Source organism: Amycolatopsis stemonae (assembly GCF_054781455.1).
On record NZ_BAAGUJ010000004.1, the window covers coordinates 447,298 to 462,673 of the forward strand.

13 protein-coding genes are annotated in these 15,376 nt (G+C 72.3%); 7 read left to right on the forward strand and 6 right to left on the reverse strand.

Translation table 11 applies throughout. The annotated features are described in order from the left end of the window. The first annotated feature begins 62 nt into the window (after positions 1-62). From ACYVLJ_RS17855 to ACYVLJ_RS17865, 3 genes are read left to right on the forward strand one after another with little or no spacing between them, the layout of a single operon-like run. Positions 63-1,514: an NCS2 family permease gene (locus tag ACYVLJ_RS17855; RefSeq protein WP_460439432.1), complete on the forward strand. Its 1,452-nt coding sequence runs from the start codon at positions 63-65 to the stop codon at positions 1,512-1,514. 10 nt (positions 1,515-1,524) lie between these two features. Then, positions 1,525-1,902 carry an allophanate hydrolase-related protein gene (locus tag ACYVLJ_RS17860; RefSeq protein WP_451973011.1) on the forward strand — a complete coding sequence of 126 codons (378 nt, stop codon included), beginning with the start codon at positions 1,525-1,527 and terminating at the stop codon, positions 1,900-1,902. After that, on the forward strand, positions 1,899-3,002 hold the full coding sequence (locus ACYVLJ_RS17865; RefSeq protein ID WP_460439433.1) for a glycerate kinase: 1,104 nt from the start codon (positions 1,899-1,901) through the stop codon (positions 3,000-3,002). Before ACYVLJ_RS17860 ends, ACYVLJ_RS17865 begins: the two co-directional genes overlap by 4 nt. Before the next feature lies 1 nt (position 3,003). Here the strand turns inward: ACYVLJ_RS17865 and ACYVLJ_RS17870 are convergent, their stop codons facing one another. Next, entirely contained in the window at positions 3,004-3,996 is a 993-nt protein-coding gene (locus ACYVLJ_RS17870) for an aldo/keto reductase (RefSeq protein ID WP_460439434.1), read from the reverse strand. A gap of 87 nt (positions 3,997-4,083) precedes the next feature. Between ACYVLJ_RS17870 and ACYVLJ_RS17875 the strand changes: the two genes are divergently transcribed. Then, the gene (locus ACYVLJ_RS17875; protein ID WP_460439435.1) at positions 4,084-4,779 is read left to right on the forward strand and encodes a TetR/AcrR family transcriptional regulator; all 696 of its coding nucleotides are present in this window, start codon (positions 4,084-4,086) and stop codon (positions 4,777-4,779) included. Positions 4,780-5,035: 256 nt separating this feature from the next. Then, positions 5,036-7,255, forward strand: coding sequence for a glycoside hydrolase family 15 protein (locus ACYVLJ_RS17880; RefSeq protein WP_460439436.1), 2,220 nt, complete (start codon positions 5,036-5,038; stop codon positions 7,253-7,255). 46 nt (positions 7,256-7,301) lie between these two features. On the opposite strand, the gene ACYVLJ_RS17885 is transcribed toward ACYVLJ_RS17880, so the two are convergent. Both ACYVLJ_RS17885 and ACYVLJ_RS17890 read right to left on the reverse strand, forming a co-directional pair. Further along, positions 7,302-8,171: an NAD(+)/NADH kinase gene (locus ACYVLJ_RS17885; RefSeq protein ID WP_460439437.1), complete on the reverse strand. Its 870-nt coding sequence runs from the start codon at positions 8,169-8,171 to the stop codon at positions 7,302-7,304. After that, entirely contained in the window at positions 8,168-9,169 is a 1,002-nt protein-coding gene (locus tag ACYVLJ_RS17890; RefSeq protein ID WP_460439438.1) for an SPFH domain-containing protein, read from the reverse strand. The genes ACYVLJ_RS17885 and ACYVLJ_RS17890 overlap by 4 nt, the downstream gene beginning before the upstream one ends. An 83-nt stretch (positions 9,170-9,252) precedes the next feature. Between ACYVLJ_RS17890 and ACYVLJ_RS17895 the strand changes: the two genes are divergently transcribed. After that, positions 9,253-9,930, forward strand: coding sequence for an NUDIX hydrolase (locus ACYVLJ_RS17895; RefSeq protein WP_451972997.1), 678 nt, complete (start codon positions 9,253-9,255; stop codon positions 9,928-9,930). Between the two features lie 12 nt (positions 9,931-9,942). Here the strand turns inward: ACYVLJ_RS17895 and ACYVLJ_RS17900 are convergent, their stop codons facing one another. Further along, the gene (locus tag ACYVLJ_RS17900) at positions 9,943-11,079 is read right to left on the reverse strand and encodes a Rossmann-fold NAD(P)-binding domain-containing protein (protein ID WP_460439439.1); all 1,137 of its coding nucleotides are present in this window, start codon (positions 11,077-11,079) and stop codon (positions 9,943-9,945) included. A gap of 86 nt (positions 11,080-11,165) precedes the next feature. On the opposite strand from ACYVLJ_RS17900, the gene ACYVLJ_RS17905 reads away from it, so the two are divergent. After that, positions 11,166-11,861: a TetR family transcriptional regulator gene (locus ACYVLJ_RS17905; protein WP_451972993.1), complete on the forward strand. Its 696-nt coding sequence runs from the start codon at positions 11,166-11,168 to the stop codon at positions 11,859-11,861. Between the two features lie 19 nt (positions 11,862-11,880). Here the strand turns inward: ACYVLJ_RS17905 and ACYVLJ_RS17910 are convergent, their stop codons facing one another. Together ACYVLJ_RS17910 and ACYVLJ_RS17915 are read right to left on the reverse strand one after the other, a co-directional pair. Next, positions 11,881-12,480: a hypothetical protein gene (locus tag ACYVLJ_RS17910; RefSeq protein WP_460439440.1), complete on the reverse strand. Its 600-nt coding sequence runs from the start codon at positions 12,478-12,480 to the stop codon at positions 11,881-11,883. A gap of 63 nt (positions 12,481-12,543) precedes the next feature. Next, positions 12,544-15,375 carry a glycoside hydrolase family 2 TIM barrel-domain containing protein gene (locus tag ACYVLJ_RS17915; protein WP_460439441.1) on the reverse strand — a complete coding sequence of 944 codons (2,832 nt, stop codon included), beginning with the start codon at positions 15,373-15,375 and terminating at the stop codon, positions 12,544-12,546. Position 15,376: the final 1 nt, after the last annotated feature.

A 15,376-nucleotide genomic window follows, 5' to 3' on the forward strand; every position in this document is an offset into this window, starting at 1 on the left:
CGCCCAGGCACGGCGCTGTGCCTCGGCCTGGCCGAGCACACCCACCGGCAAGGGCAGGACGCATGACCCAGACCGAAGTCCCCACCCCAGTAGTCGACGAAGTACCCGGACCACCCGGGCGCCGCTCGTTGCTCGACAGGCTGTTCGAGCTGCGCGCCCGGCAGAGCACGATCGGCCGTGAAGTCCGCGGCGGCGTCACGACGTTCGTCGCGATGGCCTACATCGTGCTGCTCAACCCGCTGATCCTCGGCGCTTCCGCCGACATCACCGGCGCCCGGCTCTCCGCGGCGCAGGTGACCACGGCGACCGCGCTGGCGGCCGCCGTGATGACGATCCTGATGGGGGTCGTCGGCAACGCGCCCCTCGCGCTGGCCGCCGGCCTGGGCATCAACGGGATCGTCGCGTTCCAGATGGCCCCGTCGATGACGTGGGCGCAGGCGTTCGGGCTGGTCGTGCTCGAAGGCGTCTGCATCGTGCTGATGGCGGTCAGCGGGGTGCGCGAGCGGATCATGAACGCCATCCCGCGGCCGCTCAAGATGGCGATCACCGTGGGGATCGGGCTCTACATCGCCCTGGTCGGTCTGGTCAGCGCCGGGTTCGTGACCCGGGTGCCGGACGCGGCGCAGACCACGGTCCCGGTGCGCCTCGGGGCGAGCGGGCACCTGCACGGCTGGCCGATCGTCGTGTTCTGCTTCGGGCTGCTGCTGATGATCGTGCTGATGGCCCGCAAGGTCCCGGGCGCGGTGCTGATCAGCATCGGGGTGGCCACCGTGCTCGCGGTCGTGCTGCACGAGGCGTTCGGCGTCGGGGGCTGGGGCCTGACCACCCCGGCCCTGCCCGACCACGTCGTCGCGGCGCCCGACTTCGGGTTGCTCGGCCACATCGACCTGTTCGGCGGGTTCGCCTCGGCGGGTGCGCTCGCGGCGACGGTGTTCCTGTTCACGCTGGTGCTGTCCGGGTTCTTCGACGCGATGGGCACGATCACCAGCGTTTCCGACGAGGCTGGGCTGTCCGAGAACGGCAAGGTCCCGCGGATGGGCCGGATCCTGCTGGTCGACGGCGCGGGCGCGATCGCGGGCGGCGTCACCGGTTCGTCGCCGAACACGGTGTTCCTGGAGTCCGCGGCCGGTGTCGGCGAAGGCGCCCGGACGGGCCTCGCGAGCGTCGTCACCGGGCTCCTGTTCGCCGGGACGCTGCTGTTCACCCCGCTCGCCGGGGTCGTCCCGGCGCAGGCCGCGGCGCCCGCGCTGGTCGTCATCGGCGGCATGATGGTCGCGCAGTGCCGCCACATCCCGTGGAACGACCCGGACTACACGATCCCGGTGTTCCTCACCGCCGCGCTGATCCCGTTCACCTACTCGATCACGAACGGCGTCGGCGCCGGGCTGATCGCGTTCGTGCTGATCAAGATCGGCCGCGGCAAGTGGCGCGAGGCCGGTTGGCTGCTTTCCCTGCTGGCGCTGGTGTTCGCGGTGTACTTCGCCGTCGACGGCGTCGAAGCCCTCTTCCGCTAAGGAGATCCCCGTGGCCCTGATGTTCTTCAACGGCGGCGCCATGCGCGGCGAACCGCTGCACCACCTGCTCGACGGCTCGCCGTTCGTGGGCGCCGCGCGCACGGCGCCGAAGTACCGGTTCTACGCCGTCGGCGACCAGTGCCCGGCCCTGTACCCGGTGTCGCACGGCGGTGCCGAGGTGACCGGCGAGGTGTACGACGTCTCGCTGGACGACCTGCGGGACAGGGTGCTGCCGTCCGAGCCGCACGAGCTGGAGCTGGGCGTGGTGGAGCTGGCCGACGGCAGCTCGGCGTTCGCCATGCTGCTGCGGCGGCCCTACACCTCGCACGTCGCGCTGCGGGACATCACGGAGGTCGGCGACTGGCGGGCGTACAAGGCGAGCGCGTGAACGTCCTCGTCGCGCCGGACAAGTTCAAGGGGTCGCTCACCGCGGCCGAGGTGGCGTCGGCGGTGGCTTCGGGCCTCGCCGACGTCCACCCCGGCCTCGCGGTGGAGACCCTCCCGGTGGCGGACGGCGGCGACGGCACGGTCAACGCCGCCGTCGCCGCCGGGTTCCGCCGCGTGCGCGTCCCGGCGCGCGGCCCGACCGGCGCGCTGGTGACCGCGTCCTACGCCGTGCGGGGGGATACGGCGGTCGTCGAGCTGGCCGAGGCGTCCGGGCTGCACCGGCTGCCGGGCGCACCGGCGCCGCTCACCGCGACCAGCGCCGGCACGGGCGACGTGCTCTCCGCCGCGGTGCTGGCCGGCCGCCGCCGGTTCGTCCTGGGCGTCGGCGGCAGCGCGTGCACCGACGGCGGCGCGGGCATGCTGGCCGCGCTGGGTGCCCGGCTCCTGGACAGCGCCGGCCGCGACCTCCCGCCCGGTGGCGCGGCGTTGTCCCGGCTCGCCTCGCTCGATCTGTCCGAAGTGGACCTGTCCGGAGTGGACATCGAGCTGGCGAGCGACGTGGACAACCCGCTCTACGGGCCGCGCGGGGCGGCGCACGTCTACGGCCCGCAGAAGGGCGCGTCCCCGGACGACGTCGAGGCGCTCGACTCCGCGTTGCGGCATTGGGCGTCCTACGCCGGACCGGAGTTCGCGGAGTCCCCGGGCGCGGGCGCGGCCGGGGGAGTGGGCTTCGCGGCGATGGCCGCGCTGGGTGCCCGGATGCGCCCGGGCATCGAGCTGCTGCTCGACCTGCTCGGGTTCGACGCGGCCCTGGCCGGCGCCGCCCTGGTCGTCACCGGCGAGGGTTCCCTCGACGGCCAGACGTTGTCCGGCAAGGCCCCGGCGGGGGTGGCCCGCGCCGCGGCGGCGAAGGGCATTCCGTGCGTCGCGGTGTCCGGACGCTGCCAGCTGTCCGCTGTGGAGCTGGCGGACGCGGGCATCTCGGCCGCCTACGCCCTGACCGACCTGGAACCGGACCCGTCACGGTGCATGGCGGAGGCGGCCCCGCTGCTGCGTCGCCTCGCCCACCGGGTGGCCGTGGACCACGTGCGAGGCCCGTGACCTACTTTTCGCTGTCCAGCAGCTGGAGCTGCGCGGCGGCGTAGCGGTCGCCCGCGGCGGCGTCGGCCGGGACGGCGGCCTCGATCTCGGCGAGGTCGTCGTCCGTCAGCTCGAGGTCGGCGCCCAGGGACTCGGCCAGCCGGGCACGGGTGCGGGCGCCGACGAGCGGAACGACGTCCTCGCCCTGCGCGGCGACCCAGCCGATGGCGAGCTGCGCGGTCGTGACGCCCTTGGCTTCGGCGAGCTTGCCGAGCGCCTCGGTCAGCGCGAGGTTGCGATCGAGGTTTTCGCCCTGGAAACGCGGGCTGTGGCCGCGGAAGTCCCCCGCGGACAACTCGCGCGACGGCGTCCAGTGCCCGCTGAGCAGCCCGCGTGAGAGCACGCCGTACGCGGTGACGCCGATGCCCAGCTCCCGGGCGGTCGGCAGGATCTCCGCCTCGATGCCGCGGGACAGCAGCGAGTACTCGATCTGCAGGTCGGAGATCGGGTGCACCGTGGCGGCGCGGCGCAGGGTGTCCGCGCCCACTTCGGACAGTCCGATGTGGCGGACGTACCCGGCCTGCACCAGCTCGGCGAGCGCGCCGACCTGGTCTTCGATCGGCACGCCGGGATCAAGCCGCGCCGGGCGGTAGACGTCGACGTGGTCGGTGCCGAGCCGCCGCAGGCTGTAGGCGAGGAACGTCTTGATGGCTTCGGGCCGGCTGTCGTAGCCGAGCCAGCTGCCGTCGGGCCCGCGCAGGGCGCCGAACTTGACGCTGATCACGGCTTGGTCGCGAGCACGGCCACGCAGCGCGTCGCGCAGCAGGAGCTCGTTGTGGCCCATGCCGTAGAAGTCACCGGTGTCGAGCAGAGTGACCCCGGCATCGAGGGCGGCGTGGATGGTCGCGACCGACTCGGCTTCGTCGGCGGGTCCGTAGAGGTCGGACATGCCCATCAGGCCGAGCCCGAGGGCGCTGACGGCCGGACCGGACCGCCCGAGGGTGCGGGTACGCATAGGATTCTCCCTGTTTCCGTCGATACCTATGTAAAGGTAGCACTGATATCGAACGGCTGCTACCCAGGTCTTGTTATCATCGGAACCATGGCAACGAAGACGGCGGCGGACACCCGCGAGCGAATCCTCGAAGCGGCGGCCGCACTGCTGGCGGCAGAGGGCCGCGACGGCCTCTCGACGCGCGCAGTGAGCGCGGCGGCGGGCGTCCAGCCCCCGGCGCTGTACCGCCTCTTCGGGGACAAGGACGGCCTGCTGGACGCGGTAGCGGCGTACGGATTCGACGAGTACCTGAAAAGCAAGCGTGCCATGGGCTCGACGGGCGACGCGGTGGAAGACCTCCGCAGGGGCTGGGACCTGCACATCGAGTTCGGCGTATCCCGCCCGGAGTTCTACGTGCTGATGTACGGCGACGCACGCCCGGGCCGAACGTCACCGGCGGCACGCGAAGCGGAAGGAATGCTGCACGCGATAGTGGAGCGAGTGGCAGCAGCGGGCAGGCTGCGGGTGAGTGTCGACCGCGCGGCACAACTGGTCCACGCCACAGGAATGGGCGTGGTGCTGTCCCTGATCGCAACCCCACCCGAGGAGCGCGACCCGGAGCTGTCGTCAACGGCGAGGGAGACGGTCCTGGCAAGAATCCTGACCGGAGCCGAGAAGGAGCCGGACTCAGCGCTGCCAGAGCGGGCAATCGCACTCCGAGCAGGCCTAGAAGGCGCAACAACGCTGACGGAGGCGGAGCGGACCTTGCTGGCCGAATGGCTGGACCGCATCGCGAACGCCTAGCGCGACCCGCGGCAGCCCAGCCCTCCCCGCAACCCCGATCCGAAGCCGCAACACGGCCGGCAACGCCGGGTCAAGGCACGCTTTCCCGCCTTGACGCGGTGCTGCCGGCCGTAGTCACACTCACAGCTTCGGGGGTGCGGCCACGAGGCAACGGACTTAATCGATAAAGACCGATCGGACATTGCCTGTCACCGGAACGTCCCGCAATATGTTGCGGCCCACAACATATTAACGACAACGCCGTCGGAGGTCCGAGATGATCAGGTGGAAAGCGATCCTGGCCTGCACGGGAGCAGGACTCCTCCTGGCCGGAGCCCTCCCCGGCACGGCCCTCGCGACCGGCACGGCGACGGACTGCTGCGGCGGCGGAGCCTCGTGGGCGACCGGCAACAAATCAGCCCTGGGCACGTCAACGACAACCAGCCCAGTCTGGTTCACCGTCGCCGACGGCGTGACGTCGGAGGTCTTCTACCCCCGCGCAGACGTCCCGAACATGCAGGACATGCAGTACGTCGTCACGGACGGAAGCACGTTCGTGGACCTGGAACGCGACGCGACGAACCACGTCGTGACGATGCCCGACGAAAAGGCCCTGCAGTACACGATCACGAACACGGCGAAGAGCGGCAAGTACCGCATCACAACGGACTACGTGACAGACCCGGCACGTTCGACGCTGGTCACGAACACCCGCTTCCAGTCCCTCGACGGCGGCAGCTACAAGCTGTACCTCCTGGCCAACCCGTCGATGGCCGGCGGCGGCTCGAACGACAACGCGTGGTGGGACGGCAGCGGCCTCCTGGCGAGCGGCACGGAGACCCTCTTCGGCGGCACGGCGACCACAGTCGTCTCCGCCCTGCGCGTCTCGACGGGCTTCACCGCGCACGACAACGGCTACAGCGGCGCGGCCAGCGACTGCCTGGTCGACCTCCGCGCGGACAAGAACCTGACGAACCAGTTCGACAACGTCTCGAGCACGGGCAACGTCGTCCAGTGTGGACAGATCCCGGTCGGCACGGACACGACGTTCACCGTGGCACTGGGCTACGGCAGCACGGCGGCGGCCGCCACCTCGGCCGCCACGGGCACGTTGGGCAGCGGGTTCTCCGCGGTCTCGACGTCCTACCGCAGTGGCTGGAATTCCTATGTGGGCAGCCTGAAAGCCGCGCCCGCGAGCGTCTCGGGCGACACGCAACGACGTCGCGCCTACTACGTCGCGGCGATGGCCCTGAAGACCGCCGAGGACAAGCAGCACCCCGGCGCGAGCGTCGCGGGCCTGGCGACACCGTGGGGCGACTTCACCAACGGCGACCACCTCAACGACGGCTACCACCGGGTCTGGGGCCGTGACCTCTACCAGCAGGCGACCGGCCTCCTGGCCGCCGGCGACAGCGCGCAGGCCAAGCGGATGGCCCAGTTCCTCTGGAACTCCCAGTGGATCGGCAGCCCGACCGCGGGCGACGGCACGACGTACCCGGCGGGCTCCTTCCCGCGCTACAGCCCGGTTTCCGGCGTCGCGGGCGCGAGTGCCCAGCAGCTCGGCTGCTGTGAACAGCTCGACCAGGACGCCGACGCGATCCTGCTGGCCTGGCTGACCGGCGTCACCGACGCGTCGACGTACGCCAAGGTCCAGACGACAGCGAACCACATCGTCGCCAGCGGACCGGACACCACCGAGCGGTGGGAGGAGCAGTACGGCAAGTCGCCGTCGTCGGTGGCCGCCGAGGTCGCCGGGCTGATCGCGGCGGGTGCCATCGCGCGCGCCAACGGCGACACGGCGAGCGCCACGTCGTGGGAGTCCACCGCGGACTCCTGGCGCAACGCCCTGGCCGGCTGGACGGTCACGACGTCCGGCTACTGGGGCGGGCACACCTACTACGAACGCCTCGACCGCGCCGGCAACCCCAACGACGGCGCCACGATCTGCTTCGACGAAGGGTGCTTCTACGAACACGACGTCACCGACTTCGGCTTCCTCGACCTGGTGCGCCTGGGCATCCGCCCGGCCGGCGACGCCACGATCGCGAACTCGGTCGCCCCGACGGCCGCCGCGTCCGACGGCAACTCCGCGGTCCAGGTGACCCTGCCGAACGGCGACGTCTACTTCCACCGCTACCCGCACGACAACTACGGCGAGAGCACCGCGAGCTGCACCGGCTGGCCGGCGAACGGCAGCCAGCGGTTCGGGCGGCTCTGGCCGGTGCTGTCGGGGGAGCGGGGGCAGTACGAACTGGCCAACGGGCGCTCGGCGGCGGTGTACCTGAAGTCCATGGCGGACTCGGCCAACGACGGGTACTTCGTGCCCGAGCAGGTCTGGGACCGCGCGGACGTCGGCTGCTTCGGGCTGGGCCGCCCGACCGGCAGCGCGGGCCCGCTGATGTGGGCCGAGGGCCAGTACCTGCGGCTCGCCCAGAGCATGGACGCGGGGCACAACCTCGACACGCCGTCGATCGTCAAGACCCGGTACGGCACCTGAGGAAACCGCCGATCCGGCACGCCCCCTCGGTGTGCCGGACCGGCGGTCACCGCACCAGGCGGACGGTCTTCGCCGCCGGCACGAACGTCGCCGTCTGGCCGCGGGTGAGCGCGACCGAGTCGGTCTCCAGGCCGTCGCCGAACGCGACCAGGCGGTCGGACTCGACCTCGACCGTCAGCGGCGCGTCCGTGAGCTCGCCTTCGGTGTGTCCGGTGCCGGTCGTCGGCGACGGCCAGGCCTCCCGCACGAACCAGACGAGCCGGGCCTCGCCGGGGGCGGGCAGGGGCAGGGCGCTGTGCCGCTCCCGCCACACGGACCCGCACCAGCCGGTGGCGCCGGTGCCCGTCCCGACCAGGATTCCCGACGACGCCTGCCGTTCCCGTGGCCCGCCACCGACCCCCAGCCGGTAGCGGGCCGTCTGGTGCCCGGCGTGCCCCAGGTAGATCTCGTTGAGCGCGAGCAGCCGCTGGCCGTCGTCCGCGCTCAGCTCGGCCATCGTCCGGTGCTCGACGTCCCCCGTGCTCCGCACGAGATCCGCGACGGCGGCCGGCGGGTGCCGCACCAGCACGCCAGGGGTGCCGGGCGCGATGCCGATCACCGGCTGGCCGTCGAGGTACTTGGCGACGTTGGCGATCAGCCCGTCCTGGCCGACCACCACGACGACGTCCTCCGGGGTGAACAGGAACCGGTCGAGGTCCGCGCGTTCGACCTCGCCGCGGCGCCAGTCGAGCGGGATCGCCGCCGACGCCGTGGCGAGCGCCGTGCGCACGGCCGCGTCGGCCTCGGTCACCTCGGCGAGGTCGCGGCCGCGCGTGCGGAGGAAGAACTCCGCCTGGCCGCGCGTGCCGTGCCGCGCCAGCAGCTCGTCCAGCTCGGTGCGCCGGTGCACGAGCACGACGCGCGGGGCCAGGCTCACGACCGCACGCCGAGCTTGGTCAGCAGCGGGGCGAGCAGGTCCGGCGTCACCGTCAGGCTGTCGATCCGGGGCAGGTTCCCGGCGAGTTCCTTGAGCGCCAGACCGGTGAGCACGCCTTCGGGCAGGTCGCGGTACGCCGCCAGCCGCGCCGCTTCGCCGGCCGCTTCGGCCTCGCCCAGCGCCCGCTTGCCTTCGGCCTCCACGAGGGTGAGGCGCTCCTTGCGCGACGCCTGCGCCTCGGTCTCGATCCGGCTCGCCGCCGCGGCTTCCTCGGCCTGCCGCCGCGCGTTCGCGCCGCGCTGGGTGAGCAGCTGCTCCTCACGCCGGGCCAGTTCGATCTGGTTCTGCAGCTCGTTCTCACTGATCGCCCGCTCGCGTTCGACGGCGAGCGCGCGCCGTTCGTAGGTCGCCCGGTCGGCCTCCTGCTGCACCTTCTCCCGCGCGGTCGTCTGCAGGGCCTTCTCGACCTCCGGCTCGGCCCGGATCGCGACGACCCGGACGTCGACGACGGCCGAGCCGGTCTGCGCGAGCCGCGTGTCCTCCTCGGCGAGCCCGGCGCGGATCCGGTCGCGGACCGCCCGGACGCCGTCGGCCAGCGCCGTCGCCAGGTCGATGCGGGTCAGCACCTCGACGGCGTACTGCTGGACGTTCTCGGTGAGCAGCCCGCTGATCTGGGCGAGGGGATCGCTTCTCCAGCGCCCGGTGTCCGGGTCGATGGAGAAGTCGATGCGCTGGGCGGCCAGCGCCGGGTCCTCGATCCGGAAGGTCAGCGCGAGCTGGACGGTGACGTCCTGGAAGTCGGCGGTGCGGGCGTGGAACAGCAGCGGCAGCTCGCGGTCGTCGACCGGGACCTCCGAGACGACCGCGGTCAGCGGCCGGTACCAGAACGACAGCCCGACGCCGTCGTGCGCGAGCTTGCCGCGGCGGTAGTGGCGGATGTGCACGGTGGGTGCCCCGCGCAGGTGCCGGAATCCGAAGCGGCGGTCGATGTCGGCCATGGGCCCTCCTCTTATCGTCGCCATGACGATATGGGCGCGGAGGGGTTGTCGTCAAGCTGACGATTAGCGGGTAGGGTGGTGGCATGGGTCACCCGCCGTTCGCCGTCACCGTCGACCTCGTCGTGCTCACCCTGACCGGGGACGAGCTGTGCGCGCTGGTGGTGCGGCGAGGCGTCGAGCCGTACCTGGGGGAGTGGGCGCTGCCGGGCGGGTTCGTCCGGGAGGACGAGGACCTGTCCGACGCCGCGCGGCGCGAGCTGGCCGAGGAGACGGGACTGGCGCCCGGGACCGTCCACATCGAACAGCTCGCCGGCTACGGCGCACCGGACCGGGACCCGCGGATGCGCGTGGTCACCGTCGCCTACCTGGCCCTCGCGCCGGACCTGCCGGTGCCGCGTGCGGGCACCGACGCCGCGGAGGCCCGCTGGGCACCCGTGCGGTCACTGCGCGCCGAGCGCTTGGCGTTCGACCACGACCGCATCCTCGCCGACGGCCTCGAGCGCGCCCGCGCGAAGCTGGAGTATTCCCCGCTGGCGACGGCGTTCTGCGCGCCGGAGTTCACGGTCGCGGAGCTGCGCCGGGTGTACGAGCTGGTCTGGGACACCCGCCTGGACCCGCGCAACTTCCACCGCAAGGTCACCGGCGCCGACGGCCTGCTGGAGCCGACGGGCAGGACGACCACCCGCGACGGCGGCCGCCCGGCGCAGCTCTACCGGCGTGGCCGGGCGGAGCTGCTGTACCCGCCGATGCTGCGCGCCTGAGCCGGTCTGCCGCTAGGCGGCGCGGGCGGGGACCAGCCGGCGCGCGGCGGTGACCAGGGGCAGCAGGCGGGTGCCGAAGTTGCGGGCCGCCAGGCCTGGGCGCGTGGCCGGGATCAGCAGTGCGGCCGCCGTGGACACGGTGCGCTGCCGGGGTTCCACGAGCTTGCGGTGCGCCGTCTCGTACCGTTCGAACGCCGAGGCCGCGTCGCCGGGCGTGCGGCCCAGTTCTTCGGCGAGGGTGTACGCGCCCGCCATCGCCAGTGTGGAGCCGTCGCCGAAGAGCGAGACGCACGAGGCCGCGTCGCCGGCCAGCACGATCCGTCCGGTCGCCCAGCGGTCCATCCGCACCCGGCTCACCGAGTCGAAGTACAGGTCGTCAGCCTCGCGCACGCGCTCCAGCAACTCCGGCACGCGCCAGCCGGCGCCCGCGTACGCCTCGGCGAGCATTCGCTTGTGCAGAGCCGAATCCCGGTGGTCGAACCCCGGGACGGCGTCGCCGCGGAACAGGAACGCCGCGATCCCGTGACCGCGCGACGGGTGCACCGCGACCGCCCGGCCCGGCGAGTTGTACATCGTCAGTCCAGTGCGGTCGGCCGGCGGTTCGGCCAGCGGCAGCGTCGCGATGTAGACGCCCATGTGCTCGACGAACGCGTGCTCGGGCCCGAACGCCAGCCGCCGCACCGCCGAGTGCAGGCCATCGGCACCGATCACCAGGTCGAAGCGCCGCGGGGCGCCGCGCTCGAACGTGACGTCGACGCCGCCGTCGTCCTGGCGCAGTTCGGCGATCGAGTCGTGGAAGACGAACTCCGACTCGTCGCGCGCGGCTTCGTGGAGGATCGCCGCGAGGTCGGTGCGGGGCAGCTCGATGTCGCCGTTCGCCCCCATCGCGACGCGGCCGGTCCGCCGCCCCGCGTCGTCGACGAAGTTCAGCGACGTCACGTCGGTCCCCGCCTCGCGCAGCTTGCCGGTGATGCCCATCAGGTCCGCGACGCGCTTGGCCGGCCCGCGGACGTCCACCGGGCTGCCGCTCGAGCGCAACCCGGCGGCGCGCTCGACGACGGTCGGGCGGAATCCCGCGCGGGCCAGCCAGTGGGCCAGCGTCGGCCCGGCGACGCCGGCGCCGGAGATCAGTACGGTCTGCTCGCTCACGGTGTACCCCCATCGGGTCCTGACCATCGGTCAGTCACGACCGTACGCTCCTGTCCGTCGGTCAGGCAAGCGGCTAGGCTCGGGCGATGACCGACGACACGCGCGCCAAGATCCTGAGCGCCGCGCTCGAGGAGTTCTCGGAGCGCGGCTTCCACGCGGTGTCGGTCCGGGAGCTGGCCGAACGCGTCGGCGTCACGAAGACCGCGGTGCTGTACCACTTCCCGGGCAAGGCCGACATCGTCGCGGCGCTGGCCGAACCACTGCTGGACGACCTCGACGCGACGATGACGAAGGCCGCCGAAGCCGCCGACCCCCGCGCCGCGGCGATCGAAGGGCTGCTCGACGTCTGGCTCGCGCACCGGTACCTGCTGCGGATGAACCTGCGGGACCTGGGGCTGACCGCGTCGAAGCCGGTGTTCGACCGCTTCCGCGACGGCATGCTCAAGGCGAACCACCTGGTCGCGGGCCCGGACGCGGACCTGGCCGGCCGGGTCCGCGCGGCCCAGGCGATCGCCATGCTCAGCGACCCGGTGGTGCTGTTCGCCGACGCCCCGGTGCCGGAGCTCCGCACGGCGATCCTCGACGGCGTCGACCGGTTGTACGCCACGGTGGAGCCGGAAGACCGCCCGCGCGCCCGCCGCGGCCGGCCGACGGTGATGAGCCCGGAGACGATCGAGGCCGCCCGCCGCCTGTACGACGCGGGCCACGCCCCGGCCGACATCGCGACCGCACTGGGCGTCTCCCGCGCGACGATCTACCGCCACCTCCCGGCCGTCGAATAATGAGACATAGTTTTGCGACTTATTGAGACTCCTCGGTGACTTCGATGGCCGGCAACGCCGTGAGCTGCGCCGGAGTCATCCGCGAAGCCGCCTCGAACACCTTCCGCTGGTGCGTCTTGATGCGCTCGTCCACCAGCCGGCTGAGCTCGAAGGCCAGACGGCCGGTCTGGCGAACGGTCACGTCGTCGACCAGCGGCCGCGCGGCCGAGGTGATCACGACTCCCGAAGCCTCTCCGGCGGAGGATTGTGAGACGCCCACCGAGTAGGCCTCGCGCGGGTTGACCGGGCCGTCGATCGAGAAGTCCCGGATCCGGCCGAGCAGTTCGTGCCACTCGACGGTCTCGCCCGCCACCCCGGTGGCCTTGACGTCCTCGACGGTCAGGTTCAGGCCGCGGTCGCCGGCGCGGAAGCAGCGCGCGTACGAGTTGAGGGCCGACACCCACAGCGCCTCGACGAGCACGGCGTCGGGCCGCGGGCGGGCGAGCTCGGCGACCAGCCGTTCGCAGCACTTCAGCGCGAACTGGAGGTCGTCGAAGATCGCGACGAGGTCGGCCAGGCCCAGGGCACCGGGGGTCGCCAGCAGCCGGGCGCTCGAGGGGGTCGTGGTGGCAGAGGACATCCGGGACGCTCCTGTTCGCGGTCGGAACCTCCACGACACCGCATCCGGGACCGCCCCGGGGTCTCAATTTGCGACACCACCCGCCACCGGCCGGAACACCATCGTGAACGACGTCTTCTGCGGCTCCAGCCGGTACTGCGGCAGCACGCCGGGCCCGCAGGACGCCGACCCGAGCCCGTGCTGGGCGACGTCCAGCGTCACGTGCACCAGCGAGTCCGGGGTCAGGTCCGAAGTGTGGCGCGCGGCTTCCAGGGCGGCCGCCGTCCAGCGACGGGCCGTGAAGTCGAACGCCGGGTCGCCGTCGACGTGGAGGCCCGTGCCGTCCGGATCCGTGAACCGAGCCCAGCGGACGGCCGTCCGGTTGCCGTTCTCCTGCGGGTACACGTACGGCGTCTGCAGGTCGTCGACGCTGCTCGTGAACCGGCCGATCCGGGCCGCCTGGCGGCTGTCCGGGTACGCCTCGCCCGGGCCGCCGCCGAACCACTCGACCGAGCCGAACGGCACGGCCATCGTGAGACCGAGCCGGGGGAGGGAGCCGGGCAGCGTGCCGTCCGGCGTCACCTCCACCCGCAGCCGAAGGCCGTCGTCGAGCGCCGTCCACGTGTAGTCGGCGAACAGGCCGAACGGCTGGGCCGGCGGGGCGACGCGGGTCCGCACGACCACCTCGCCGCCGTCCGCGTCCACCGCGATCACGCGGTGCTGCATCCGGTGCAGCCCGGCCTCTCGCCACTGGTCCGCGTCGGACCGCCCGGGCGACGAGCCGCGGTCGTTGTCCGTGGTCGCACGCCAGACGTCGAGCCGCGGTCCTTGCACGGCGTGCCCGCCGAGCGTGGTCAGCGACCCCGTTGCCGCGTCGAATTCGCCCGCGCCCAGCACGAGCCGTCCGGCGTCGCGGACCACCGGTCCGCCCGCAGCCGGGACCTGCCGGGGTGGCGCGGGCGAAACCGGCAGCTGGCCCCAGCCGACGACGTGCCCGGCCTGCGCCCACGAAGTGTCCGAGGTCAGTGACGCCGTGACGGTCAGCCACGATTCACCGGCGGTGGGCGGCACCGGCGGAAGGGGCACCGACACGCTCTGTCCGGAATGGACGGCCGGGACGTCGAGGACGCCCTGGGCGGTCGCGACGCCCTCTTCTTCGAGGACCCAGGTGAACGTGAGGTGCGAGGTGGACAGGAAGTCGTAGTGGTTCGACACCCGGATGCCCGAAGGGCCGGCACTCACCCGGACCGGCTCGATGATCTTCGCGTACTCGACCAGCGCCGGTGACGGCGTCCGGTCCGGGAAGACCAGGCCGTCGATGACGAAGTTGCCGTCGTGGAGGGATTCGCCGAAGTCGCTGCCGTAGGCGAAGTGCCCCGGAACCGCCAGGCCGTGGTCGATCCACTCCCAGACGAACCCGCCCTGGCAGTTCGGGTACTTCTCGAACAGCTCCCGGTACTCGAGCAGTCCACCGGGCCCGTTGCCCATCGCGTGCCCGTATTCGCAGAGGACGAACGGCAGGTCCCGGCGCCGCGCGTTGTCGTCCTCGCGCCGGCCGATCCGGTCCACTTCGGAGTGAGTCGCGTACATGCGACTGTGGACGTCCACATAGGAGCACTCGTGGTCGCCTTCGTAGTGCACCGGGCGCGTCGGGTCGCGGTGGCGCACCCACTCCGCCATCCGCGCCAGGTTCTCGCCGGTGTGGCTTTCGTTGCCCAGCGACCAGAGGATCACGCTCGGCCGGTTCTTGTCCCGCTCGACCGTGCGCCGCATCCGGTCGAGGTACGCCTCGGCCCACATCGGCTCGCCGCTCGGGTTGCGGTCCCACCCCAGCGGCCCGAAGCCGTGCGTCTCCAGGTCGCACTCGTCGATCACCCACAGGCCGTACTCGTCGCACAGCTCGAGGAACGCCGGGTCGGGCGGGTAGTGGCTGGTCCGGACGGCGTTGACGTTGTGCCGCTTCATGAGCAGGACGTCCTCGAGCGCGGTCTCGCGCGACACGACCCGGCCGGTGCGCGGGTCGTGTTCGTGCCGGTTCACCCCGCGCAGCAGGAGCCGTCGCCCGTTGACCTTGAGCTGCCCGTCCTCGATCGTCACCGTCCGGAAGCCGATCCGCACCGGCACCCGTTCGGCCGCTGTGGACAACGTGCCCTCGTACAGCCGCGGCGACTCGGCGCTCCACGGCTCGACGGGCAGGGTCAGCGAATCCGACGCCGGATGCCCGGCGACACCCAGGGACGGGATGTCCAGCACGACGTCCGGGCCGGTCTCGACGCGAAGCGTGCCGAGCCCGGTGGCGTGGTCGTAGTCGGCTCGGACCCAGTAGTCGCCGATGCCGCCGGCGGGTCGGGCGAGCAGTGTGACCGACCGGAAGATCCCGGACAGCCACCACATGTCCTGGTCCTCGAGGTAGCTGCCGGCCGACCACTGGTGCACGCGCACGACCAGCACGTTGTCCCGCGGCCGCAGGAGGGTGCCGACCTCGAACTCCGACGGCAGCCGGCTGCCCTTCGTGACGCCCAGCTCGGTGCCGTTGAGCCAGATCCGGCCGCAGGAGTCGATTCCGTCGAAGCGCAGCACCGCGGGACCCGCAGGCCAGGAACCGGGCAGGTCGAACCGCAGCCGGTGGTCGCCGGTCGGGTTCTCCGACGGCACGTGCGGCGGGTCGACCGGGAACGGGTAGTGGACGTTGGTGTAGGCAGGCCTGCCGTGACCGTGCAGCTGCCACAGCGACGGCACCGGCAGCTCGTCCCAGCCGGAGTCGTCGGCGTCGACCGGGTCCGGGGCGGCCGCGATGCCCGGCGAAAGGCGGAACTTCCACGTCCCGTCCAGCGAGAGCGCGGCGGCGTCGGAGGTGAAGGCCGCGCGCGGGGGCACCGAACCGCGGCCGGGTCCCGGGTCTTCGACGTACGACATG